Here is a 22,797-nt window from a genome sequence, read left to right as displayed (position 1 = left end):
GGCAAGGGGTCGGATGCCGAGGCCCTCCGCACGTCCTGGGATGGTCTGCGCTCCCGTGTCGACGGGATGACGCAACGGATAGAGGCCGCCGGTGGAGCGCTCACTCTGCAGGCGGAGGAGCAGGACGGCGTCTCGGCGGTCAACGGCGGCGTCGGCACGCCGGCGCAGGCGCCCGGCGGTGGGACCGGTGCATCTGGACCCGGCGGCGCAGGATCGTTCCCTTGGGGCATGGTCAAGGACGCCTGGATCCTGGGGTGGAAGATCCCCGGTCTGCTCTCGGCGACGGGGAAGGCCGTGGACGGGATCACCGATCTGCGTCACCTCCGCTCGATGCTGCGGGGACCGGGGACCATGGTCGAGGACCTCACCCGTTTCAAAGAGCTGATGGATCTGCGGCGGAGCATGATGGCGACCGCGGAAGCGGCACGGATCGACGATTTCGCTCGGGCCGTGGACTGGGCCCAGCATGTCAAGGGCCTCGACCAGCTGATCGCCTCCGACAGCTACGGGAAGCTCACCAGCAAATCGACGGGGATGCTCTCGCGCCTCCTCGACCAGGTCCCCGGGATGGCCGACTCCGCTCTGGGGCAGGCCAAGGCGCTGATTCCGTCGAAGGCGTGGGAGAAGCTCGGCGGGGTGGTGGACCGGCTCCCCAGTCAGCTCTACAACAGCGAGAAACTCCTCGGCACTCTGGCGGAGAAGATCGGGCCCGACGCTCTCAAGGGCCTCGGCTCGGCGGGCATCAAGATGGGCAAGTTCCTGCCCGGGCTCGACATCGTGGCCGGCGGGATACAGATCGCCACAGCAGACACCGGATACGACAAGGTCTCGGGTGGCCTGGCCGTGGCAGGTGGTGCCCTGATGTTGGCCGGTCTTGCGTTCCCGCCGGCGGCGGCTGTCGGCGTCGTCCTCGCGGGAAGCAGTGTGGCGATGGATGTCGGCAAGTACGCCGGGAACTTCATTGGCAAGCACCTCATGGGTAACGAGAACTTCGACCTGGCGAAGTCGGTGGACCACGCCGTGTCCGACGCCGCGCACAAGGTGGGTGAGGGTGTCGCCCAGGTGGGCGAGGCCCTGAAAGATCTCGGCGGCGCAGCCAGGAAGAGGCTCGGTAGCCTCTTCGGGTGAACGGCCGCCTTCGCGGTCACAGGAGGCATGAGCCCACCGGCGCCAGCCAGCCCCCGCTCGGGCAGAGCAGAAGGAGACCGTGCATGAGTGACCATTCCTCTTCCGAGGATGCGGCGTCGGCAGCCCCCAGGGATGTCGACCTCGACCCCCGTGCACTCGATTGCGCCATGGGTGTGCTCGTCGAGGGCAGTACGCAACCAGCCCTGGTGGCTGTGCTCAGCGACGAGGAGATCCTCGCGCTGGACGGGCCGGAGCGTGAACAGTTCGCCGCGATGCCGTTCCTGGAGAGCACCGTTCCAGATCCGGCTGAGCGCCAGCTGCTCACGCGCACCGTGCTGAGGATCCTCGCTGCGCGCCGGGACATCGCCTCCGAGGTGGAGGCGGCAGACGCCGAGGGTCGCCCCCTGCGGGAGGACAACCTGCTGTCGATGGTCCCGTCCCCGACGCTCACGGGAGTCTTGACCCTGCGCCGGTGGACCGCGTCAGTGACGTGGTTCGAACGCCGCGTCGAGGGCCAGACCCATCGCCTCTACTACTACCCCCAGGACGGCGGAGTGATGCTCGAGGAGGAGGTCACGGCCGACGGTCTGCACTTCTTCACCGTGATGCCGCAGGAGTACGCGGCGCCGCGGGCACATCACCTCGTGGACCAGAACCAGGTCGGCGGCGCCGATGGCGCAGCCCGCACGGTGAGCACCGCACAGGTCGAGACGGACCCGGAGCTCGGCCCGCTCCTCGCGGACACCCGCGTGCTCGTCGGTCGGCCCTCTCCCGACGGAGCCGAGGTGACGATCATCCCCGTCTCCCCAGAGCACGTCGACGGGTTGCTCGAGGAACTCCTGGTCGGGGCGGCTCCGGAATGATCCCCCTGCGCGCCCGGCCGGTGCTGCGCCGCCACCACGGCCTCGTGGGACGGCCGGTACGGTCCTGGCGGTTGCAGTGGGGCTGGGGACCGCTGGCGTTCTGGGTGGCCCTGACGCTGATCCTCGAGGTCTCCCTGACGCTGAACTCCCAACACAACTGGGGATGGGCGCTCGCGGCCCTGCTGTTCAGCGCTGCCGTCGTGGTCCCGTTGTATCTGTTCTTCACCATGCCGCGTCTGGTGGTGTTTGAGCACGGGGTGGTGCTGAGCTGGTTCCTCGGGCGGTCGGTGCTGCTGCCGACGTTCGTGCTGCGGGCTGACGAGATCGATCCGGCGACGGTGTGCGTGGTCGATAGCGGCGTGAAGGCGGCTCGTGAGCTCGGGTTCCCGGTGAGGCCGGGGATGATGCTGGTGATGCCCGCGACGTACGGGGTGCCCGCGGTGGCGCTGCGGGGGCCGGATGGTGCGAGCGTCCTGCCTGGTCGGAGCCCCAACCGCCAGGCCCTCCACCCCCGGGCGTACTACGTTTTCAGCCACCGGCGGGCGCGACAGATCGCGGAGGGCATCCTCGGGATGTTGGCGGAGACGGGACAGCTGCCGGAGGGCTTCCGACCTGCCGCCGACCTCGAACCGCTCGAGCTGACCGGCCGGCCAGAGGACGCCGTGCGGCAGATTCCCGGGGCGCCCGACGCCACCACTGGCGGTTCCCCGCACACCACCGGCGGAGGCCCCACGGCCTGCCCGGCCACCCGTCGGTCACCCGTTGACGGCAGCCTCAGCGATCTCGCCGCCGAACAGGCTCTCCTCAAGGACGAGCTTGGTGAAGCGCGTCCCCTCGGGGACGTCGAACACCACGACCCCCGTCAGGGTGGAACCCGGATTCACGGTCTCCATGATGATCGGGTCGGGCTCCGACACCGCGAGGGCGCCGTCGGAGCTGTCGGAGAACTCGCGCCCCTCGGTGTCGACCAAGGTGAAAGAGGAGCTGAACAGTTCGAGCGCTTCGGCACCGGTATTCGACACCTGCACCTCGACCAGCACGAACTCACCCTGGGCGGTGGCCTCGAAAACGCTGTCCTGGAGGACTTTGGTTCGCGACACGTCGGTGATGGTCAGAGTGAACTTCTCGTTGGTGGCGAGGTCCACCGGAGCGCTCGCCGCGGGAGAGGACGCCGACGGAGTGGCGCTGGCCGAGCTGCTCGGTGACGGGGACTCGGACGGGGTGGCACTGGGCGCCGACGAGGTCGTGGAGGTCCCCGTCACCGACTCGCTGTCGTCCGATCCGCCGCTGAGGAGCGCTGCGCAGCTTCCGAGAAGGAACAACAGCACCAGCGACAGGCAACAGCCGCCGAGGATCCACCACAGCGGGTTGCGCTTCTTTTTGGGCGGGGTGGCCGCGATGCTCCCCTGACCAGCGGGGCCCGTACCCGGCTGGGAGGAATCTGGCGCACCGTAACCTGGCTGACCGGTTCCGTACGCGGCCTGACCGGCGGCACCCTGCCATGCCCCCTGCTGCGGCGCCCCGTACGGGGACTGCTGACCGTAGGGCGACTGCTGGCCGTACTGCCCCTGCACGCCGGAAGGCGCGGAGTTCGCGGAGGGCGCCGACCCGTACGCGGGAGACTGCCCGTACGGCGACTGCTGGCCGTAGGGGGACTGCTGCTCGTACTGTCCCTGCTGGCCGTAGGGCGCGGTGTTCGCGGAGGGCGCCGACCCGTAGGCGGGTGACTGGCCGTACGGGGACTGCTGGCCGTAGGGGGACTGCTCGGACGGCGCGCCGTTGGCGGACGGCGCGGAGGAGACAGACCCGGACACCGACTGCTCACCCGGCTGCGGGGGCTTCGGCGCCCAGCCGCCACCGGCGGAATCTGCGTTCGGGGAGAAACCGGAGTGATCGCCGGAAGGCGGAGGGGTGGGTGAGGACATGAAGGCTCCAGGAATGTGAGAGACAAACCGCGATGACCGGCGTCGGGACTTCCATCCTAGTCTTTCCCTAACAGAACCTCGAGGTGTCCGGAAGGTCCGAAACACCTGGTCAAGGGGCGTCGTGGCCGGTCCTGTGGTCGCCCCCGACCTCTCTTCCCGCCCTCACCCCCGCATTGCGCTCCCGCCCAGCCTCGGGGCCTACAGTCGAGGCATGAAGCTCAACGACACCCTTCAGGCCGCGTTCAACGACCAGATCACCCTCGAGTTCGCCGCGTCGATCACGTACCGCCAGCTGGCGATCGAGGCCGACCAGCAGGACCTCTCCGGCATGGCCCAGTGGCTGCGCGCCCAGGCCGACGAGGAGATCGTCCACGCCAACAAGTTCATCGACCACGTGGTGGACCGCGACGGTGAGGCCCGCATCGGCACCATCGAGAAGCCGGATGTCCCCACGGGCCTGTCGCCCCTGCAGATCTTCGAGGCGGCCCTCGCCCACGAGCAGAAGGTCTCTGAGGCGATCCGCAACCTGTACCGCGCGGCGGAGCAGGCTGGCGACCTCGACTCCCGCCCGCTCCTGAACTGGTTCCTCGACGAGCAGATCGAGGAGGAGGCCACGGTCTCCGAGATCATCGGCCGCATCCGCCTCATCGGTGACGACGGCTCCGGTCTGCTGCGCCTGGATGCCGAGCTCGGCAGCCGCGTTCCCGCCGGCACCGAGAACACCGAGGACTGACCCGGCTTGCGCCGACGGGGGCCGCGCGTCCGGAGATCACCGGGCCCGGCCCCCGTCGTGCCGCAGCACGCCCCGGCCAGCCCTCTCCACCCGTCCGCACTCCGACCCCGGGAGGAGCCCCATGCCCACCGTCGCCGACCTGTTCGTCTCCACCCTCGAGGACGCCGGTGTCCAGCGCGTCTACGGCCTGCCCGGGGACTCCCTCAACGGCCTGACCGACGCCCTGCGTCGCCGCGGCACCATCTCCTGGTAGCACGTGCGCCACGAGGAGGCCGCCGCCTTCGCCGCCACCGCCGAAGCCACCCTCACCGGGGAACTCGCCGTGTGCGTCGGCAGCTGCGGGCCCGGCAACCTCCACCTGATCAACGGCCTGTTCGATGCCACCCGCAGCGGCGCACCCGTGCTCGACATCGCCGCGCAGATCCCCGGCGCCGAGATCGGCGGCACCTACTTCCAGGAGACCCACCCGCAGGACATGTTCCGCGAGGCCGCGGTCTACACCGAGCTGGTCAGCTACCCCGAGCAGCTGCCGTACGTGCTGGAGACCGCCATGCGCACCGCCCTGGAGCGGCGCGGCGCCGCCGTCGTAGTGGTGCCCGGCGAGGCGTTCCTCCAGGACGCCCCGGACACCCCGCGCTCCGCGCCGATCCGTCGCCCGGATCGGATCATCCGCCCCGCCGACGGGGAACTGGCGCTGGCCGCGCAGATCCTCAACGACGCCTCCGCCGTGACGATCCTCGGCGGCGCCGGCACCGAGGGTGCCCGCGAGGAGGTCCTGGCCCTCGCCGAGGCACTGCAGGCGCCGATCGTCCACGCCCTGCGCGGCAAGGAGTTCCTCGAGTACGACAACCCGTACGACGTCGGGATGACCGGCCTGCTCGGCTTCTCCTCCGGGTACCGGGCGATGGAGAAGGCCGACGCGCTGCTGGTGCTCGGCTCCGACTTCCCGTACCGGCAGTTCTACCCGTCGAAGGCACGGATCATCCAGGTCGACGTGCGCGGCGAACACCTCGGCCGCCGCACCCACCTCGACCTGGGGCTCGTCGGCACCGTCAAGGACACCGCCGCGGCGCTGCTGCCGCTGATCGATGCCGGGCGCTCCTCCAAGCACCTGAAGGACGCGCTGAAGCACTACCGCCGCGCCCGCAAGGACCTCGACGAGCTCGCCACCAACGACCACAACCGCACGCCCATCCACCCGCAGTACCTGGCGAAGCTGATCAGCGAGCTCGCCGACGACGACGCGGTGATGATCCCCGACGTCGGCTCCCCGGTGGTGTGGGCCGCCCGCTACCTCGAGATGACCCCGCAGCGGCGGCTCATCGGTTCCTTCAACCACGGGACGATGGCCAATGCTCTGCCGCATGCGATCGGGGCCCAGTCGGCGTTCCCCGACCGGCAGGTGATCGCCCTGTGCGGTGACGGGGGTCTGGCGATGCTGCTGGGCGAGCTGTTGACGCTCACCCAGCTGGAGCTGCCGGTGAAGCTGGTGGTGTTCAACAACTCCTCGCTGAACTTCGTGGAGCTGGAGATGAAGGCCGCCGGGTACGTCAACTACGGCACCGAGCTGACGAACCCCGACTTCGCGCAGCTCGCGCAGGGCGCGGGGATCCGGAGCTGGCGGGTGGAGCAGCCCGACGACCTGCCGGGCGCGCTGGCGGAGGCCTTCGCCCACCCCGGGCCGGCGCTGGTGGATGTGGTCACGGCGCGGCAGGAGCTGTCGATCCCGCCGACGATCACCGCCGAGCAGGCCAAGGGCTTCACCCTGTACGCGCTGCGCACCGTGATGTCGGGGCGGGGCGGGGAGCTGCTGGACCTGGCCGAGACGAACCTGCTGCGGCGGCTGCTGGACTGAGAGGGCGGGCCGGGGGACGGCGTGGCGCCACCCCCCGGCCCCTGTCTCGCGCCCTCGCTGCCCGTCAGGCCTGCGGCTTCGGGAAGGTCGGCAGCGCCTCACCGGCCATGCGCTCGATCACGCGCACCACCTGGCAGGAGTACCCGAACTCGTTGTCGTACCAGACGTAGACGATGGCGTTGGTGCCGCTGGCGTCGTCCTCGCCGCTGCGCTCGTGGGAGCCCGGGTTGACGATCGTGGCCAGGCCATCCACCACCCCGGCGCGGGTGGAGCCGACGAAGTCGGTGGAGACCACCTCGGGGGAGTGGATGTAGTCGATCTGCGTGCGCATCGGCCCGGTCAGCGACTCCGACCGCAGACGCCTGTTGAGCTCGTCCACGCTGGTGGCGCGACGCAGCTCCAGGTGCAGGATCGCCATGGAGACGTCCGGGGTGGGTACGCGGATGGCGTTGCCGGAGAGCTTCCCGGCCAGCTGCGGCAGGGCCTTCGCGACGGCCTTCGCGGCGCCGGTCTCGGTGAGCACCATGTTCATGCCGGCGGCGCGGCCGCGGCGGGCGCCCTTATGGAAGTTGTCCACCAGGTTCTGGTCGTTGGTGTAGGAGTGGACGGTCTCCACGTGGCCGTGGTCGATGCCGTACTCTTCGTCGAGCACCTTCAGCACCGGGGTGATGGCGTTGGTGGTGCAGGAGGCGGCCGAGAGGATCGTGTCCTCCGGGGTGATGTCGTCGGAGTTCACGCCGTAGACGATGTTCTTCAGCGCGCCCTTGCCGGGGGCCGTCAGCAGCACCTTCGCGACGCCTTCGGACTGCAGGTGCTGGCCCAGGCCCTCGGCGTCGCGCCAACGGCCGGTGTTGTCGACGACGATCGCGTCGTGGATCCCGTAGGCGGGGTAGTCGACGGAGGCGGGATCGTTCGAGTAGATCACCTGGATCACGGTGCCGTTGGCGGTGATGGTGTTCGCCTCGCGATCCACGGTGATCGTGCCCTCGAAAGGACCGTGGATGGAGTCGCGCCGCAGCAGGGAGGCGCGCTTGACGATGTCGTCGTCGCCGTTCTTCCGCACCACGATCGCCCGCAGCCGCAGCGAGGACCCGCCGCCCTGGTGCGACAGCAGGATGCGGGCCAGCAGACGGCCGATGCGGCCGAAGCCGTACAGCACCACGTCGGTGGGCTCGGCGACGCCCTCGCCACCCTTGCCGGCCACATCCGCCAGCTCGGTGTCGAGGAACGCGCGCACATCGCCACCACCGGAGCGGCGGAAACGGTTCGCCAGCAGCGCGAGGTCCACGGAGCAGGCCCCGAGGTTCATCTCCGCCATCGCCTCGACCAGCGGGAACGTCTCGGCGATCGGCAGCTCCGCCTCATCCACCTGGCGGGCGTACCGGTGGGCCTTGATGATGTCCACGACACCCTGACGCACCAGAGCCCGGCCGTAGATGCTGGTGATGACGTTGTTATCGCGGTAGAGGGTGCCGATCAGCGGGACCATCCGCTCGGCGAGGGTCTCCATGGAGCTCCAGGCCTCGAAGCGGTCCTGGACGAGAGTGAGGGAATCGTGTGCCACGGTGCGTCCGTCCTGGGCACCTGGCGGGCGACGCGGCGTCCTCGCCGCGGGCGCCCTGGGGTGCCGCGTGTCGTCGTCGAATGAGGAGCTGCCGCGACCACCGGCGGCCGGGCGCGTCCAGTCTACGGAAGGGGGGTGCGGCACCACGGGGCGCGGGCCAGGGGTGGTCCGGAATGCTGGACGGGGTGGGGGCGGGGTGGGTGCGTCGTACGGCGTCCGCACAGCGGAGCGCCCCTATCTTGGCATCCCGCCCCCGGTCGCATCCCTGACCTTCCGCGGGTCCACCCGTCGGGGGACGTCGGATCACCCCTCTGGGTGATCCGCGGAACCCCTTCGCCGGGAAGGATCGTCCTCTGACCATCCCTGCTGTTTCCCCCACCCCCCTGTCCGTCCGCGACACCTCGCCCTCTGAGCCCGCATCCCCCGACGCCACCCGTCCCGAGCCCGACTCTCACGACGCGACCAGGCCCGCCGCCCGCACCGCCCACCCTCGCGGAGTCCGGCCCGGCCTCACCAGTTCCGGTGCCCCGCGTCTCCAGGTGCTCGACGTGGTGCGGGGCCTGGCGCTGTGCGGGATCCTCTTCGCCAACATCGCGCTGCAGCTCGGTATCGACGTGCCGTGGACCTCTCCGCAGCAGCCACCCGTCAGCTACACCGCGCTGCATCTCCTGGTGCAGGAGCGGTTCTTCCCGATCTTCTCGCTGCTGTTCGGCGTGGGCTTCGGCATCCTGTGGCAGTCCGCCGGCCGACGCAGCCCGCACCCGCGGCTGGTCATGCTGCGCCGCCGGCTCTTCCTCGGACTGATCGGCGTGCCGCACCAGGTGCTCCACCCCGGCGAGGCCCTCCTGCCCTACGCCCTGTGTGCGCTGGTGCTGCTGCTGCCGGCCACGTTCCTGCCCCACCGCGCACTCATTCCCGGGGCCGCGGTGCTCGGCGCCGCCCTGCTGGTCCCGGGGGTGATGGCCGGTGGAGCACCGTTGATCCCGGGCCTGCTCCTGTTGGGTTTCGCGGCGGCGCTCGCCGGCCTGCCCGCCTGGAGTCCGACGCCCGCGCGGCCGGAATCCTCACCATGGTGGGTGCGCTCGCGTCGATCCCCCTCATCGTGCTGCAGCTGCAGTCTCCGGAGACGGCCGGGTTCTCACCGATCAGCGCCGGGGCGGGCCTCGCCATGGCCGCGACCTACCTCGGGATCACCGCTCTGCTGATGCACACCCCGCTGCGGGCGGCACTGGTCGCTGTGTTCGCGCCCCTCGGTCGCACAGCTCTGACCAGCTATGTCACCGTCACGCTGGTGGCACTGGGCGTGGCGACCCTGTGGTTCCGCCCGATCAGCTGGCTGCCGCGCACCGAGTACGTGCAGCTCACCGACGTCGGGATGGCGGCGGTGTAGGGCGGCTGCGCGGTGTTCCTCGCGTTGCAGGTGCTCATCGCCCGGTGGTGGCTGGCGCGATATGACCAGGGTCCGCTCGAGGCCCTGTGGCGGCGCGTGACCTGGTGGCGGTGACGCGGTGGGCGTGCGCGGGTGGTCGCGGGCCCGGCACGAGATACCCGAGGTGTTGCAGATGTAAGCGCAACCCCCTACGCCGGGTAGCCCGGGAGCGACGAAGGGGGCGCAATGGCTGGCGTGCTGACGGCCGAGAACATCATCATCGACGACACGGACGTTCGTCTGGCGAGAGAGACCCCGCATTCTCAGGGCGCGACACTCGTGCTGAAGACTGCAGATGGAGCAGAGACAACACTGCCGGGGCGGATCCAAGGCATGCTTCTGGCTGTCTTGGCGTCGGTAGCGGAGAACGGGGAGGCCACCCTTGGCCGTCTTCCGGAGGAGCGGACCAGCACGGTGGCGTCCGAGTGGCTTGAGGTCTCCCGTCCGACCCTTATGAAATGGGTCCATCAAAGGCGGATCTGCGGATTCACAGTGGCGAAGCGGCCAGACCGCGTGCAGCTCGACAACGCCTTGTACCGGGCCGATTGTCCACGATTTGCGGGACGTGTGCGGCAGGCGCTCACGCGGTTGGCCTGAGGGATTGCCGTACGGATTCGTCACTGCAGAGTCAGGCCCGTCGACTGGGCTGAGGGAGAGCCGTTCGCGGCGGCGCGTGCTGCGTCGTGACGTGCGCGCGGCCACAAGGTCAGATTGTCCGAACGAAAGGCCACCCACCGACCCGACGGGCGGGGCGGCAAGGCGCCGCCCCGCCCGTCGGGGATCCGTGAACTGGGGTTCTGGTCACTCCAGCCCCGAGAGCACCAGCTCCCCGTTCTCATCGACCGTGACCGTTCCTGAGACGGTGAAGTCGGTCTGCTCGGAGGTCGGGCCACCGGGGCTCCACAGCGAATCGGGGGCGGTGTAGGAGAACGTCGCCTCCCCCTGGCCGAACTCGCTCGAGACCCTCCACGAGGTGGCGGAATCAGGAACGATCCCGATCTGGGGGTACGTGTCGATCGTCCACGTCCCCTTGGTCTCCATGGGATAGATGTACACGCTGAACGGGCACCCGTCCGGAGCCGGTCCGGTCTCCTTGGTGCACGCGTCGAGCTTCTCCTTCACCATGGCGCGGATCCGATCTTCCCCGGTGGAGTTCAGAGAGGGCTGGATCATCGCCTGACTCTCGGTACTGTCGAGCTGCGCGGGATCCGCGGAGACCCGAGCCGTGACCGGGGCTGCCTCCACATACTTCGAGGCAGACGGCATGGATACCTCGTAGTCACCGGGCAGGGCGGGGAGGGAGAACACGGTGGCGTCTCCGTCATCGATTTCGGCCGCACCCGCGACATCGACATCGACACCGTTCACGGTGAGAGTCGTCGCCCCGCCGGGAGCCACGATGTTCAGGCGTGCACTGTCCTGGGTGGTCAGGTGCCATGCGGGGAAGAAGACGGCCTGACGACCCTGACGCTGGAGAGTGAACGACCGCTCAGTGGTCACACCGTCCTGGGTGACGGTGGCAAGCACCGTGGCAGTGTCGCCCTCGGTCTCCACCTTCGTGATCTCGTGGGCGCTGATCCGGTTCTGCGCCTTGCCGGCAATCTCGTTGGTCAGGAGAGCTCGCTGCTTCGTGGGAACGTTCGGATCCACCAGCTCGGACGCAGTCTTGGCGTCTCCATCCTCCAGGGCCGTGAGGTACTGCTCGACCTGCTTCGACGGGCCGTACATGGTGGAGGACAGCACATTGATGCCGACGATCGCTCCGATGAGCAGCAGGAGGGCGCCACCGGTCAGAGCAAGCCCGAGCCGAAGGCGCTTCCGAGCGGCAGGGCTGAGCTGCTTGGCGGGGGCGAAGGCGACGGGTTCCGCGCCGGCCGTCGTATCCGAGGCTGCATTCCCGGACGCCGCATCAGAGGTCGCACCTGCGCCTGCAGCACCCGATACGGGACCGGGGGTCGCAGCGGCGGTCGACTCGGCGGGAGTCCGGCCAGTCGTGCGCAGCCAGCTGAACATCCGCGGGGGCACGTAGGGCACGAGGGCCGACCCCGCGAGACGGGACACCAGCTCCACGGCCGCACCGACAAGGAGGAACAGCAACGGGGTCCACCCTGCGATACCCACGGAACCACGGAGGACGCCCATCTCACCCATGCTCTCCATGGCGCCGGAGAAGCCCGCGTGTGCCAGCGGCATGGCAACGAGTCCTCCGAACAGGTAGGCGAGTGGCAGCGCAAGCCAGGAACTGATCTGGGCCACCAGGCTGTTGGGCACGCGCGTCCGGCCCGCTGCCCACAGCACGGAGGCGGCGAGAAGCAGCAGAGCGCCGATCACCAGCGTGGCGAGCCACGCCCACCAGGGCAGGTCGAAGATGTTCGCGCGCTGGGTCTCCCGCGTCGCCGAGTCGAGGCTCGTGACCATGCCCGCCGAGACGTAGGACGAGGAGAGCGACGCGAGGCCGGTGGAGTGTGCAATGAGCTGCCCCAGCAACAGCGGGGACATCAGCAGCAGCATGAGCCCGGCGGTGGGAGTGTCGTCGCGGACCCCCTGGACCGTCATCGCGACCGCGGCGATCAGCGTCGCGAGGGCGGTGACGGTGAGAGCGTGGGCAGCTACCAGCCGCAGAGCTGCCGGGATGTCAGCCACCTGAGGCCACCACTGAGGACGGGGCAGGGCGGAGAGGCGTCCGAGACAGAGGGCAGCAGCAATGAGGAACCAGGAGCCGAAGAACGCGTCGAAACCCGCCGCGTGCAGACGGGTCGACGTGAAGGTCTCCGTGAGCGTCGGCAGCGGCTGAGCGAAGATCAGCGCAGCCAGCACCGTGGTCAGGGCGAAGCCGAACCCAGCGACGACAGGCACCACGACGGCATCGATCCGGCCACCACCCCAGCGGCGCTGAACGTACCGTCCGCCGAAGAACGCTGCGGAGACGGCCACCAGCGTGATGAGTGCGGGGATGAATCGCAGCGAGATGGCCAGGTCGCCTCCGACGCCAAACAGCGAAAGGGAGGCTCGACCCGAGTACGACCCGAAGAACGCCTGAGAGACGAGCTGGAACGGGATACGCAGGAGAAGAAGGACCGGGTTGATACCGGGGCCCAGGCCGTCCCCCGAGGTGACATCGGAGAAGTCACCAGTATCAGCCGGGAGGTCCGTGACGCCGTCCACCGCGTCGAACGCGCTGGTCAAGCTGGCCAGGAACGTCGTCAGCATGACCAGGCAGGCGGTGAGGAGTGACAGAACGTAGGTCCCGGCACCGACAGCGAACGTCGGCAGGGGATTGCCGATACCGCCTTTCCGCAACGGCCCGAGGACCGACTCCGCCGTGAACTGGGGCGCGGTCGCGGCACTTGCCGGCGCTTCACCGGCCGGTGTTCCCGTCGGTGTGTCACTGGCCGCCGTCTCAGTCGTCGGTGCCGGACTGGTCGGCGAGGAAGGACCGGGGGGCACGCTGTGTGACGGGGATGGCGGGACAGGGTCGGTCAGTGCGCTGCTGCCCGGCGGGGGTGGAGGAGGCCCGGCGGGGAGGTTGGGCGGGGTGTGCGGCGGCATGCTGCCGTCCGCGGCGGGCGTGGAATCAGTCATGGTGACACCTCTGCGGGGAAGCCAGGAAAACCCTGGCGGGGAAAAGGGAGACTCCCTCCGAAGGATTGTACACTCGCCGCTAGATATCCGATGGCGGGATCCCCGCACGGCCGCCCCAGGGGGAAGCGATGAATGGTCATGTCGGTGGTACGGGCGCCTCGGGGGTGCCGAACTCCGACTACAGTCAAGGGCCGGGAGTGGACGATCACGACGCGTTCGCCGCCTCGTCGGCGGACAGCCCGCTGGAGGAGCTCCGGCGGATCGCCGCGGAGCGCCCTGATCTCCACGCCGCGCTCGCGCGGAACCCGGCGACCTATCAGGACCTTCTGCGCTGGCTGGCCACCAGCGGTGATCCCGAGGTGGCAGAGGCGGCAAAGGCGCGCCTCAGCGGTGGTGGATCCGACGCGGCCTCGGAACCGGACCTGGAGGATGTGGAGCCGTCGTCGCCGGAGACGTCGGCCCGCGGTCGCCGACGCGTTCCGGTCATTCCGCTCGCCGCGGCCTCCGTACTGCTGCTGGCCGTGGGGGCGGGCGTCGGGATCGTGGCCAAGAATGCCCTGCCCGGTGAGGCGTCATCGCAGAGTGCCCCGGGAGCCTCCCAGAATGCAGCACCGTCGGCGGGTGAGAGGGGCAGCGCTCCCCAGGATCCTTCGGCTGCGGTGTCAGACGGGGGTGACACCGCGAGTACGGACGGTACGGCGAGCGCGGGTGCTGAGAACGGCGGGAGCAGTGCCTCCCCCGCGGGCACCTCGAGCGCGTCCGCTGCAGCAACCGACCCCGCCCCCACCTTTGAGGAGCTGTCTAACAGCGAGCTGGAAATCCCCGCGTCCTGCGCGGAATTCCTTGAGCTCGGGAGCGGCTCCGGAGAAACCGTGACGTTCACCGACGGGGTGGCACCGGGCGCGCGGTCCATGTCATCCATCACCCTCGAGAAGCCGCAACCGATGACGGTCAACGGTCAGAACGCAACCCTCGTGCAGGCGTCCTGCTACGGAGGCGGCTCGTATCAGTACCCGGTGATCCTGGTGTACGGCGCGGGGAAGGAGCTCCTGGGGAGCATCTCCACGCTCGACGACGACTACCCGACGCCGTGGGTCACGCTCAAGCCCGTGTTCGACGACGTGGTCGTGAAGGGCCAAACCATCACCTACACACACGGCGCGATCCAGCTGTTCGGCGATGACCCGTGCGCGGGGTGCGGTGGCAGCGGCCAGGCGACCATGACGTGGACCCTGACCGAGGACGGCATGGTCTCCGAGGACATCGTGCTCACGGCACCGTCGAAACCGAAGGTCGGCACGATCCGCCCGGTCGACCCCGACGATGTCAACGAGGTGATCTCGCTGTTGGCGGACGGAGACCGCGCGGGCGCGTGGAAGTACTTCATGCCCGGTCACTTCCCCGAGGAACTGGCGGATGAGCCGACGGTCGATGAGGAAACGCAGATAGTCATCCCGGCACTCTCGACGGTGTTCCCCTCGGACGCCCGGGTGGACGTCTGCCAGGTGATCGGAGGCGGTGATCTCGTCGCGCGGCCGGATGGGTCGCGCGGATACGAGTCCTACTACCTCGGTGGCCAGCAGATGCTTTTGTGGACGCTGGCCACCGGGATGCCGGATCCGTCGTACGACGTGGTCCCTGGCGACACTCTGTGCCGCCTGACCAGCGATGACTCGGAGTACAGCGCGTCCCAGGTGACTCTGATCCTGCAGGGAACGGAGGACGGATCAGTGCGGGTCCGCTCCCTCGACCTTGGATTGCTCGCCACCGATTGACATCCCGCCCCGGCGTGCACCTCCGGGCTCGCGACCTGCTTTTGGTGGCCCGTTCTCCGCGCACCCAAGGCCCGTGCCGCGGACCCTGGAGCTGGTGTCGCGCCTCGCCGGGGTCGCACCTCGGGGGCCCGGCTCCGTCGCCCCTGCCGCCGGGCGGCCACCCTGCGCGTTTTGCGCGTCTCGTTTCCACTTTCTGGAAACCAGGCGCGCAAATCGCGCACGCCGGGCGGGGCTTCGGGCACGAGGGGGGCGGGGCCCCGCGCCGCGCGAGGCCCCGCGCCGCGCCCCCGCACCCCGGGAACGCGTGGCCCGCGACCCCGCGCCGGACCCCCGCACCCCCGGCCTCACCCCCGCGCGGCGGCGTCGGCGATGTTCGCGTAGACGTCCTCGATCTCCAGCTGCACGCGGGCCCGCGGCTCCCCCTGCTGGAGCTCCGCGGCCATCCGCCGCAGCACCTCCTTGCGCTCCTCATATCGGGCGAGGTCGTGGTCGCGCACGGAGATGGTGACGCGGCAGGTGGCCTGGTCACCGGTGATGCCGTTGGCCCACTAGTAGCCCTCGCGACCCTCGGTGCACTCGGGCGTCTGCTCGGGGTCGAGCCGGGCGATGAACCGCCGCGCCAGAAGGATCGGGTTCACCAGCACGCCCTTGGCTTCCATGGGGTGCGCGGTGACACCTTCGATGGTCAGCTCGGCGGTCGCGGCGTTGAAGGTCTCCTCGACGAGCTCGCCGGTCTCCCCGGAGTCGATGGTGTAGGCGACGTCGACGGGGAAGCGGTCCATGTCGAGGGTGCGCACCCCGCGCAGGCCGATCTCCTCGTCGGGCACGAACGCGATCCGGATCTCACCGTGCGGTTCGGCTGCGGCACCCTGGCCCGTGCCGTCCGACCCGGCTGTGGCAGCAGCCCCCGTGGCTCTGCCGCCCGCATCCGCGGCCAGCAGCCGCGCGGCGAGCTCCATGATCACCGACAGCCCGGCCTCGTCATCGGCGCCGAGCACGCTCGTGCCGTCGGCCACCAGCAGCCGGTCGCCCACGTAGCGGGCGATCTCCGGGTGCTCGGCCTCGCGGATGGCGGCGCCGGTCTCGGCATTCAGCACGATGTCCCCGCCGGTGTGCTCGATGATCCGCGCATGCACCACGGGGGACAGGCCCGCATCGACGGTGTCCAGGTGGGAGCACAGCCCGATCACCGGGGCCGATGCCCCCTCGGGCAGGGTGGATGGGATGCACGCGGTGACCACGGCGGTCTCGGAGACGTGCACGTCGGCGGCGCCCAGGGCACGCAGCTCCTCGGCCAGGAGGGTCGCGAGTTCCCGCTGGCCCTCGGTGGTGGGGACGGTGGTGGCGGAGGCGTCGGACTGGCTGACCACCGCGCTGTAGCGGAGGAAGCGCTCGGCCAGGGCGTCCTCGAGGTCGGGGCGGTCACGGCGCGGGGCGGTGGGGCCCTCGGCGCGGCCCGTGGGGGCGCCGGGATGGCCGGTGGGAGTGGGGTTCGTGGAGGACGACGGTGTGCTCATGCCGTCGATCCTGCCCCCGGTCCATGCGGCCGGATCGGGACGGTCAGAGCGGCCCGGTCCCGCCCGGCCTGGCCCGACCGGCCCGGCCGCCACCGGGCCTGGCCGACCGGCCCGGCCGCCACCGGGCCTGGCCGACCGGCCCGGCCGCCACCGGGCCTGGCCGACCGGCCCGGCCCCGCCCCCGTCAGCGCTGCGGCAGCGTCGGATCCCCCGGGAACAGGCGCCGCCCCAGGGCGATCGCCACGTACACCAGTGCCACCAGCACCGGCACCTCGATCAGCGGTCCCACCACGCCGGCCAGGGCCTGCCCGGAGGTGACACCGAAGGTGCCGATCGCCACGGCGATGGCGAGCTCGAAGTTGTTGCCCGAGGCGGTGAAGGCCAGGGTCGTCGAGCGGGCGTAATCCAGGCCGATCGCCCGCCCCAGCAGGAACGACCCCAGGAACATGACCACGAAGTAGACCGCCAGCGGCAGCGCGATCCGCGCGACATCCCCCGGGGAGGAGAGGATCGCATCGCCCTGCAGCGCGAACAGCAGCACGATCATGAACAGCAGCCCGTACAGCGCCCACGGGCCGATCGCCGGGAGGAACCGCTCCTCGTACCAGGTGCGGCCCTTGGCGCGCTCGCCGAGCACCCGCGTGAGGAACCCGGCGACCAGGGGGATCCCCTGGAACACCAGCACGCTCAGCACGATCGCGCCGATCGAGAACTCGGCAGAGGTGGTGGGCAGGCCCAGCCACGACGGCAGCAGCTGCAGGTAAAACCATCCCAGCGCCCCGTAGGCGACCACCTGGAACACCGAGTTGATGGCGACCAGCACCGCCGCGGCCTCCCGGTCCCCGCAGGCGAGGTCCTTCCAGATCAGCACCATGGCGATGCAGCGGGCGAGGCCCACGATGATCAGGCCTGTGCGGTACTCGGGCAGGTCGGCCAGGAAGATCCACGCCAGGGCGAACATGAGGGCCGGGCCGACCACCCAGTTCAGCACCAGGGAGGTGATCAGCAGCCGGGTGTCGGCGCTGATGCGGCGGGTCTCGTCGTACCGGACCTTCGCCAGCACTGGGTACATCATCACCAGCAGGCCGATGGCGATCGGCAGGGAGCGGAGCCGATCCACACCGAGTCCAGAGCGGTGCTGAGGCCCGGCACGAGGCGGCCGAGCAGCAGGCCCACGGCCATCGCGGCGAGGATTCACACCGGCAGCCACCGGTCCAGGAAGGACATCTCCCGCAGCACGGTGGAACGGGCCGCGTCGGTCCCCTGCGGCGCGGTGGGGGTTGTGGTGCTCATCGCACTCCCTGAGTCGTATCGACGGATATCTATCGGTAGGCGATGCGTCGTATAGATGACTGTCAAAGTAAGGTGGGTGCATGAGCGAGACCCCCGGAACCCGAAGCCCCATGGCGTCCCGGAACCCGATGGCAGCCGATGAGGTCGGCCGATGCTGTGCCCTGACCACCGGCCCTCTCGACGCCGACACCGCCGACCGGATCGCCGGGATGCTCAAGGCACTGTCGGACCCCACCCGTCTGCGGCTGCTCTCGCACGTCGCCGCCCAGGGCTGTGAATCCGTGTGCGCGTGTGACCTCGCCGCACCGCTCGGCATCACGCAGCCGACCGTCAGCCATCACATGAAGAAACTCGTCGATGCCGGCCTGCTCACTCGCGAGCAGCGGGGCCGATGGGCGCACTACACGATCGTGGCCCCGGCGTTCGCCGAGCTCAGCGCCTTCCTCGACATCGCCTGACCCTCACCGATACCCGCACACCCCTCCAGGAGGCCCCCATGACCACCCGCCCCAGCGTTCTGTTCGTCTGCGTCCACAACGCCGGCCGCTCCCAGATGGCCGCCGGCTGGCTGCGCGAGCTCGCGGGCGACCGCATCGAGGTGCGCTCGGCCGGTTCCGCCCCCGCCGACAGCATCAACCCCGCCGCCGTCGAGGCGATGCGGGAGGTCGGCATCGACCTGTCGGACCAGTCGCCGAAGATCCTCACCCCCGAGTCGGTGCAGGCCTCCGACGTGGTGATCACCATGGGCTGCGGCGACGCCTGCCCGTTCTACCCCGGCAAGCGGTACGAGGACTGGAAGCTGCCGGACCCCGCCGGCAAGGGTGTGGAGGATGTGCGGCCGATCCGCGACGAGATCCGCACCCGTGTGGAGGAGCTCATCGCGAGCCTGCTGCCGCAGGACGACGCCTCCGACGCCCGCGCGTGAGCGGGCAGGATCCCTCCGGGGCGGCGGCCGACACGCCGACGCCCCGGCCCGGCTCCTGCACGGCCACCGCCCACCAACTGCCCGACCCGGCCTTCCGCGGGAACCAGTGGAAGCTCTCGGCCGCCCAGCTGTTCTCCGGCGTCGGCATCGCCACCGGTTTCGCCGTCGGTGGGATCCTCGCCGAGCAGCTCACCGGCCGCACCGACGCCGCAGGCTTCGGACAGACCGCCTCGATCCTCGGTGCGGCGCTGCTGGCCGTCCCGCTGGCGCGGCTGGCGGCCGCCCGCTCGCGGCGCATCGCCCTGTCGCTCGGCTTCTCCCTCGCGGCGCTCGGCGCCCTGCTGGTGGTGCTCGCGGCGGCCACCGCCGTCGCCCCGCTGTTCTTCGTGGGCATGGCGTGCTTCGGTGCCGCCACCGCTTCCGGCTTCCAGGCCCGGTACGCCGCCATGGACACCGCAGCCCCGCATCAGCGGGCGTGCGCGATGTCGATCGTCGTGTGGGCCACCACCGTCGGGTCCGTCGCCGGGCCGAACCTCGCCGGACTCGGAGGACGCCTGGGCCGCGCCGTCGGCATCGGGGAGCTCGGCGGGCCGTTCCTCGTGTCCCTGGCGGGGTTCGCGCTCGCCGCGGTCGCGACCTCGCTGCTGCGGGCGCCGACGACTGCCGCCGCCCCGGTCGCCACCGAACCCGGCCCGGTCGCCACCGAGCCCGCCCCGGCCGCCACGGCCCCGACCCCGCTGGCCCGCGTCCTCACCCGCTCACCCGCCGCGCTGCTGGGCCTGCTGGCCGCCGTGGTGGGGCACGTGCTGATGGTCGCCGTGATGGTGATGACCCCGGTGCACATGCACGGGCAGGGGCCAGCATCCGCGTCGTCGGCCTGGTGATCAGCCTGCACATCCTCGGCATGTATGCCCTGTCGCCGCTGCTCGGGATCCTCATCGACCGCATCGGCCCGCTTCCCGTGATCCGTCTGGGCCTGGCGTGGTTCGCCGTCGCGCTCGGCCTGGGGATCTGGGACGGCCTGGGTGCCTCCGACCATCTGCGCGTCACCCTTCGCGCTGATCGCCCTGGGCATCGCCTGGTCGCACACCTTCCTGGCCGGCTCGGCGCAGCTCACGCAGGCCCTTCAGGGTGAGGACCGGGTGCGGGTGCAGGGCGTCTCCGACGCGGCGATGAACTTCGGCGCCGCGGCGTTCGGCGCCGCGGCGTTCGCCGCCGGGGCCGGTCCGCTGCTGGCGCTCGGAGGGTTCGCGCTGATCAACGGCGTCGCCGCGGTGGTGCTGGTGCTCGCGGCGGTCACGATCATGGTGCTGGCGCGGCGCGCCCGGGCCTGAGCCCCGCGCCCGCGCCCGGGCCCGAGCCCCGCGCCCGCGCCCGGGCCCGAGCCGTGCGCCCGGGCTGGCCGGCAGCCGACGGGCTCGCCGACGACAGCTGCTGCTCGGCCCGCCGCACCCTCAGCCGCGCCGCCGCACGGCCTCGCCCATCCGCTGCACCGCCTCGGTGAGGATCTCCGGTCGCGTCGCGTAGTTCAGGCGCACGCACTGCTCACCGCCGCCGCCGAAGGTGTGCCCGGCGTTCAGCGCCACCTGCGCCTCCTCCAGGAAGAACCGGGCGGGGCCGTCCATGTCGCGCACGTGGTGGCCGCCGTCGGCCGGGCCGGGCAGCCCCAGTGCGGAGCAGTCCAGCCACGCCAGGTACGTCGCCTCCCCGGGCCGGTACCGCACCTGGGGCAGATGCTCGGCCAGCAGCTTCCGCAGCAGACGCTGGTTGTCCGCGAGGGCCGGGAGCAGAGCGTCGAGCCATTCCCGCCCGCTGGTCAGGGCCACCGTGTGCGCGAGGATCGCCAGGTGGCTCGCACCCTGCTGCGCCTCATAGGGCAGGTCCCCGACGGTCGTCGCCTCCGGCCCGGCGATCACCAGTGCCGCCTTCAGCCCCGGCAGGTTCCACCCCTTCGCGGCGCTCGTCACCACCACGGCATCCTCAGCGCCCGCCGCCGTCAGTAGCGGCGTGAACGGCACCGGTCCGTGGACCAGTGGGGCGTGGATCTCGTCGGCCACCACCCGGGCACCGGCCTGACGCGCCAGCGTCACCGCCTGCTCCAGCTCGGCGCGGGTGTGCACCGTGCCGGTCGGGTTGTGGGGGTTCGCCAGCAGCAGCACCGGCCGGGGGCCGTGGCGCCGGGCCCGATCGAGCGCGTCGGCGAGCGTCGTCGGATCCAGGCGGCCCTCCGCCGTGAGCGGTGCTTCCAGTACGGTGCGGCCGATGCGCTCCGGGAACTCGAAGAACGGCGGGTAGACGGGGGAGGTGACGACCACCGCGTCCCCGGGGTCGCTCAGCACCCGCAGCACCTCGGTGATGCCGGTCATCACGTCGGTGACCTGCGCCGTGTGTTCCACGTCGAGATCGGCCCAGCCCCACCGGTTCCGGGCGAAATCGGCGAACGCGCGGGCGTACCCGCGGCCGTGCGGATACCCGGTGTCCCCGGCACGCAGCGCTGCGGTCAAGGCCTCCATGACCGCCGGGGCGGGTCGCACATCCATCTCCGCGACCCACAGCGGCAGAACATCGGGACCGAACCGCTGCCACTTCACCGAGGTGCGGCGGCGGAGCTCCTCGAGGGTGAGATCGGTGAGGGGGTTCGGCACCGCGGAGTCAGAACCGGCGGGGTTCGGCGCGGTGGGGTTCGGCGCGGTGGGGTTCGGCGCGGCGGGGTTCGGCGCGGTGGTCGGGTCGGCAGGGGTCATGCCCCCACGCTACGGGCGCGGCGGCACGGTGGGGGAAACGGACCACCCGGTCTTGTCACGACCCCCATCGCGCCGGGGAACGGGCTACCGTCGAAGGGAACCCTGCGTGTCTGCGCAGGACGAGACTCGGGAAAGGACCCCTCATGCGACGCCTTCGCTACGCCCTCGCCGCCCCCGTGCTGGCACTGTCCCTCGCCGCCTGCGGTGGCGGCGCCGATGAGGAGCAGCAGGCCCCCGCCGAGCAGCAGCAGGAGCAGCAGGACGGCGGCGACCAGGGTGACGGCCAGCAAGGTCAGGACGATGACGCCGACGACGCGGACGACACCGACCAGACCGACACCGACACCGACGACACCGACGCGGACACCGAGGGTGACGACGGCGACGACACCGACAACGGCTGACCGCAGGCGGGACGCCGAGCACAGACCGCGGGCCGCGTGGCACTCCAGCCCCGCGGCTCGCGGCATGTCACCTCGGCCTCAGCCGCGGGCCACCGGCGACGGGGCCGATCCGATGGCGGTCGGCCCTCCCCCAGCCGACCGGCGCATCATGCGTCCATGAGCACCCCGCAGCCCGGCCCATCGTCGGCGCACCGTCCCGCCACCGACCCCACCTATGTCGTCGCCGGACACCGCGTGGACCGCGTCGGCTTCGGCACCATGCGTCTGCACGCTGTGCCGCCGCAGTACACCGACGCCGTCCCGGTGCTGCGCCGTGCCGTGGACCTCGGGGTGGACCACATCGACACCTCCGGCTTCTACGGCCCCGGCACCGCCAACGAGGCCGTGCGCACCGCCCTCGACCCCTACCCGGAGGACCTGCTGATCGTCACAAAAGTCGGCTGGACCCCGCAGTTCAGCCCGGCCTTCGCCCCGCAGCAGCTGCGGGAGGCCGTCGAGCTGAACCGTCGCACCCTCGGCCTCGACACCTTGCCGATGGTGAACCTGCGGCTGGACGATCGCCTCCACGCCCGTCCCGAGAGCATCGATGAACCCCTTGGGGTGCTGCAGGCGGAACAAGAGGCCGGACGTATCGGCCGCATCGGCATCTCCCACGCCCCCCCGCCGAGCATGTGCGCCGCGCCCGCACCCTCACCGACCTCGCCTGCGTGCAGAACCTCCACAACCTCTCGGCCACTCGCGATGACGCCCTGATCGAGGAGCTCGCCCACGACGGCATCCCGTACGTGGCGTTCCTGCCGCTGCAGGGCCGGCCCGACCCCGCGACCGCACGGCGGATGCAGCACCTGCAGCAGGCCACCGGTGCGCCGACGACTGCCGTGATCCTGGCCCTGCTGCTGGCGCGCCATCCGAACCTGCTGGTCATCCCGGGGACGAGCTCGGTCGCGCACCTGGAGGAGAACCTGCGGGCGCGGGAGGTGCTGGGGGCGGTCAGCGGTCTGGAATGAGCGGGCTGGAATGAGGGGACGGTGTTGTCCCCGAGCCCCACACCGGAGGCTCC

At 70.8% G+C, this 22,797-nt stretch carries 19 protein-coding genes and 3 pseudogenes; 15 read left to right on the top strand and 7 right to left on the bottom strand.

Going from position 1 to position 22,797, the window contains the following annotated elements; all coding sequences use genetic code 11:
* Nucleotides 1-66 precede the first annotated feature (66 nt).
* Nucleotides 67-1,128: a hypothetical protein gene (locus JSY14_RS07385; protein ID WP_259558118.1), complete on the top strand. Its 1,062-nt coding sequence runs from the start codon at nucleotides 67-69 to the stop codon at nucleotides 1,126-1,128.
* Nucleotides 1,129-1,211: 83 nt separating this feature from the next.
* Complete coding sequence (locus JSY14_RS07380; protein WP_259558117.1) at nucleotides 1,212-1,991, top strand: hypothetical protein; 780 nt, start codon at nucleotides 1,212-1,214, stop codon at nucleotides 1,989-1,991.
* Between the two features lie 755 nt (nucleotides 1,992-2,746).
* Here the strand turns inward: JSY14_RS07380 and JSY14_RS07375 are convergent.
* Complete coding sequence (locus JSY14_RS07375; protein ID WP_259558116.1) at nucleotides 2,747-3,805, bottom strand: DUF4352 domain-containing protein; 1,059 nt, start codon at nucleotides 3,803-3,805, stop codon at nucleotides 2,747-2,749.
* Nucleotides 3,806-4,127: 322 nt separating this feature from the next.
* On the opposite strand from JSY14_RS07375, the gene JSY14_RS07370 reads away from it, so the two are divergent.
* Nucleotides 4,128-4,649, top strand: a complete 522-nt coding sequence (locus tag JSY14_RS07370) for a ferritin (RefSeq protein WP_259558115.1) — start codon at nucleotides 4,128-4,130, stop codon at nucleotides 4,647-4,649.
* A 121-nt stretch (nucleotides 4,650-4,770) separates the two neighbouring features.
* Nucleotides 4,771-6,504, top strand: a pseudogene (poxB, locus tag JSY14_RS07365) (ubiquinone-dependent pyruvate dehydrogenase).
* Nucleotides 6,505-6,568: 64 nt separating this feature from the next.
* Here poxB and JSY14_RS07360 read toward each other — a convergent pair.
* Nucleotides 6,569-8,068: a glyceraldehyde-3-phosphate dehydrogenase gene (locus JSY14_RS07360; protein WP_259558114.1), complete on the bottom strand. Its 1,500-nt coding sequence runs from the start codon at nucleotides 8,066-8,068 to the stop codon at nucleotides 6,569-6,571.
* 539 nt (nucleotides 8,069-8,607) lie between these two features.
* Between JSY14_RS07360 and JSY14_RS07355 the strand changes: the two genes are divergently transcribed.
* From JSY14_RS07355 to JSY14_RS07345, 3 genes and pseudogenes are all read left to right on the top strand, one after another.
* Entirely contained in the window at nucleotides 8,608-9,273 is a 666-nt protein-coding gene (locus JSY14_RS07355) for a DUF418 domain-containing protein (RefSeq protein ID WP_259559708.1), read from the top strand.
* Nucleotides 9,159-9,572, top strand: a pseudogene (locus tag JSY14_RS07350) (DUF418 domain-containing protein). The gene JSY14_RS07355 and the pseudogene JSY14_RS07350 overlap by 115 nt, the downstream one beginning before the upstream one ends.
* Nucleotides 9,573-9,692: 120 nt before the next feature.
* Nucleotides 9,693-10,094 (top strand): DNA-binding protein, encoded by a 402-nt coding sequence (locus tag JSY14_RS07345; protein ID WP_259558113.1) that lies wholly within the window; start codon nucleotides 9,693-9,695, stop codon nucleotides 10,092-10,094.
* 204 nt (nucleotides 10,095-10,298) lie between these two features.
* Here the strand turns inward: JSY14_RS07345 and JSY14_RS07340 are convergent, their stop codons facing one another.
* Nucleotides 10,299-12,707 carry a hypothetical protein gene (locus JSY14_RS07340; RefSeq protein WP_259558110.1) on the bottom strand — a complete coding sequence of 803 codons (2,409 nt, stop codon included), beginning with the start codon at nucleotides 12,705-12,707 and terminating at the stop codon, nucleotides 10,299-10,301.
* Between the two features lie 569 nt (nucleotides 12,708-13,276).
* Here JSY14_RS07340 and JSY14_RS07335 point away from each other — a divergent pair.
* Entirely contained in the window at nucleotides 13,277-14,854 is a 1,578-nt protein-coding gene (locus JSY14_RS07335) for a variant leucine-rich repeat-containing protein (RefSeq protein ID WP_259558109.1), read from the top strand.
* A gap of 344 nt (nucleotides 14,855-15,198) precedes the next feature.
* Here the strand turns inward: JSY14_RS07335 and JSY14_RS07330 are convergent, their stop codons facing one another.
* The 3 genes and pseudogenes from JSY14_RS07330 to arsB all read right to left on the bottom strand — a co-directional run bounded on the left by JSY14_RS07330 (nucleotide 15,199) and on the right by arsB (nucleotide 17,553).
* Entirely contained in the window at nucleotides 15,199-15,351 is a 153-nt protein-coding gene (locus JSY14_RS07330) for a hypothetical protein (protein ID WP_259558108.1), read from the bottom strand.
* A gap of 51 nt (nucleotides 15,352-15,402) precedes the next feature.
* Nucleotides 15,403-16,371 (bottom strand): peptidase dimerization domain-containing protein, encoded by a 969-nt coding sequence (locus JSY14_RS07325; protein ID WP_259558107.1) that lies wholly within the window; start codon nucleotides 16,369-16,371, stop codon nucleotides 15,403-15,405.
* Nucleotides 16,372-16,555: 184 nt separating this feature from the next.
* Nucleotides 16,556-17,553: pseudogene (gene arsB, locus JSY14_RS07320) on the bottom strand (ACR3 family arsenite efflux transporter).
* Between the two features lie 221 nt (nucleotides 17,554-17,774).
* Here arsB and JSY14_RS07315 point away from each other — a divergent pair.
* From JSY14_RS07315 to JSY14_RS07300, 4 genes are all read left to right on the top strand, one after another.
* Nucleotides 17,775-18,122: an ArsR/SmtB family transcription factor gene (locus tag JSY14_RS07315; RefSeq protein ID WP_259559615.1), complete on the top strand. Its 348-nt coding sequence runs from the start codon at nucleotides 17,775-17,777 to the stop codon at nucleotides 18,120-18,122.
* A gap of 38 nt (nucleotides 18,123-18,160) precedes the next feature.
* Complete coding sequence (locus JSY14_RS07310) at nucleotides 18,161-18,589, top strand: arsenate reductase ArsC (protein ID WP_259558106.1); 429 nt, start codon at nucleotides 18,161-18,163, stop codon at nucleotides 18,587-18,589.
* Entirely contained in the window at nucleotides 18,586-19,473 is an 888-nt protein-coding gene (locus JSY14_RS07305; protein WP_259558105.1) for an MFS transporter, read from the top strand. Before JSY14_RS07310 ends, JSY14_RS07305 begins: the two co-directional genes overlap by 4 nt.
* 141 nt (nucleotides 19,474-19,614) lie before the next feature.
* The gene (locus JSY14_RS07300; protein WP_259558104.1) at nucleotides 19,615-19,923 is read left to right on the top strand and encodes a hypothetical protein; all 309 of its coding nucleotides are present in this window, start codon (nucleotides 19,615-19,617) and stop codon (nucleotides 19,921-19,923) included.
* 120 nt (nucleotides 19,924-20,043) lie between these two features.
* Here JSY14_RS07300 and JSY14_RS07295 read toward each other — a convergent pair whose 3' ends face one another.
* A complete protein-coding gene (locus JSY14_RS07295) occupies nucleotides 20,044-21,333 on the bottom strand; it encodes a MalY/PatB family protein (protein WP_259558103.1) in 1,290 nt (429 codons plus the stop codon).
* Between the two features lie 143 nt (nucleotides 21,334-21,476).
* Here JSY14_RS07295 and JSY14_RS07290 point away from each other — a divergent pair, with 143 nt between their 5' ends.
* From JSY14_RS07290 to JSY14_RS07280, 3 genes are all read left to right on the top strand, one after another.
* The gene (locus tag JSY14_RS07290; RefSeq protein WP_259558102.1) at nucleotides 21,477-21,737 is read left to right on the top strand and encodes a hypothetical protein; all 261 of its coding nucleotides are present in this window, start codon (nucleotides 21,477-21,479) and stop codon (nucleotides 21,735-21,737) included.
* 156 nt (nucleotides 21,738-21,893) lie between these two features.
* Complete coding sequence (locus JSY14_RS07285; RefSeq protein ID WP_259558101.1) at nucleotides 21,894-22,490, top strand: aldo/keto reductase; 597 nt, start codon at nucleotides 21,894-21,896, stop codon at nucleotides 22,488-22,490.
* Nucleotides 22,445-22,744, top strand: coding sequence for an aldo-keto reductase family protein (locus tag JSY14_RS07280; protein ID WP_259558100.1), 300 nt, complete (start codon nucleotides 22,445-22,447; stop codon nucleotides 22,742-22,744). The genes JSY14_RS07285 and JSY14_RS07280 overlap by 46 nt, the downstream gene beginning before the upstream one ends.
* Nucleotides 22,745-22,797: the final 53 nt, after the last annotated feature.

It is taken from the genome of Brachybacterium sillae (assembly GCF_025028335.1).
In the GTDB taxonomy this organism is placed as follows: Bacteria; Actinomycetota; Actinomycetes; order Actinomycetales; family Dermabacteraceae; genus Brachybacterium; species Brachybacterium sillae.
This window is presented reverse-complemented; position numbering and strand designations above follow the sequence as displayed.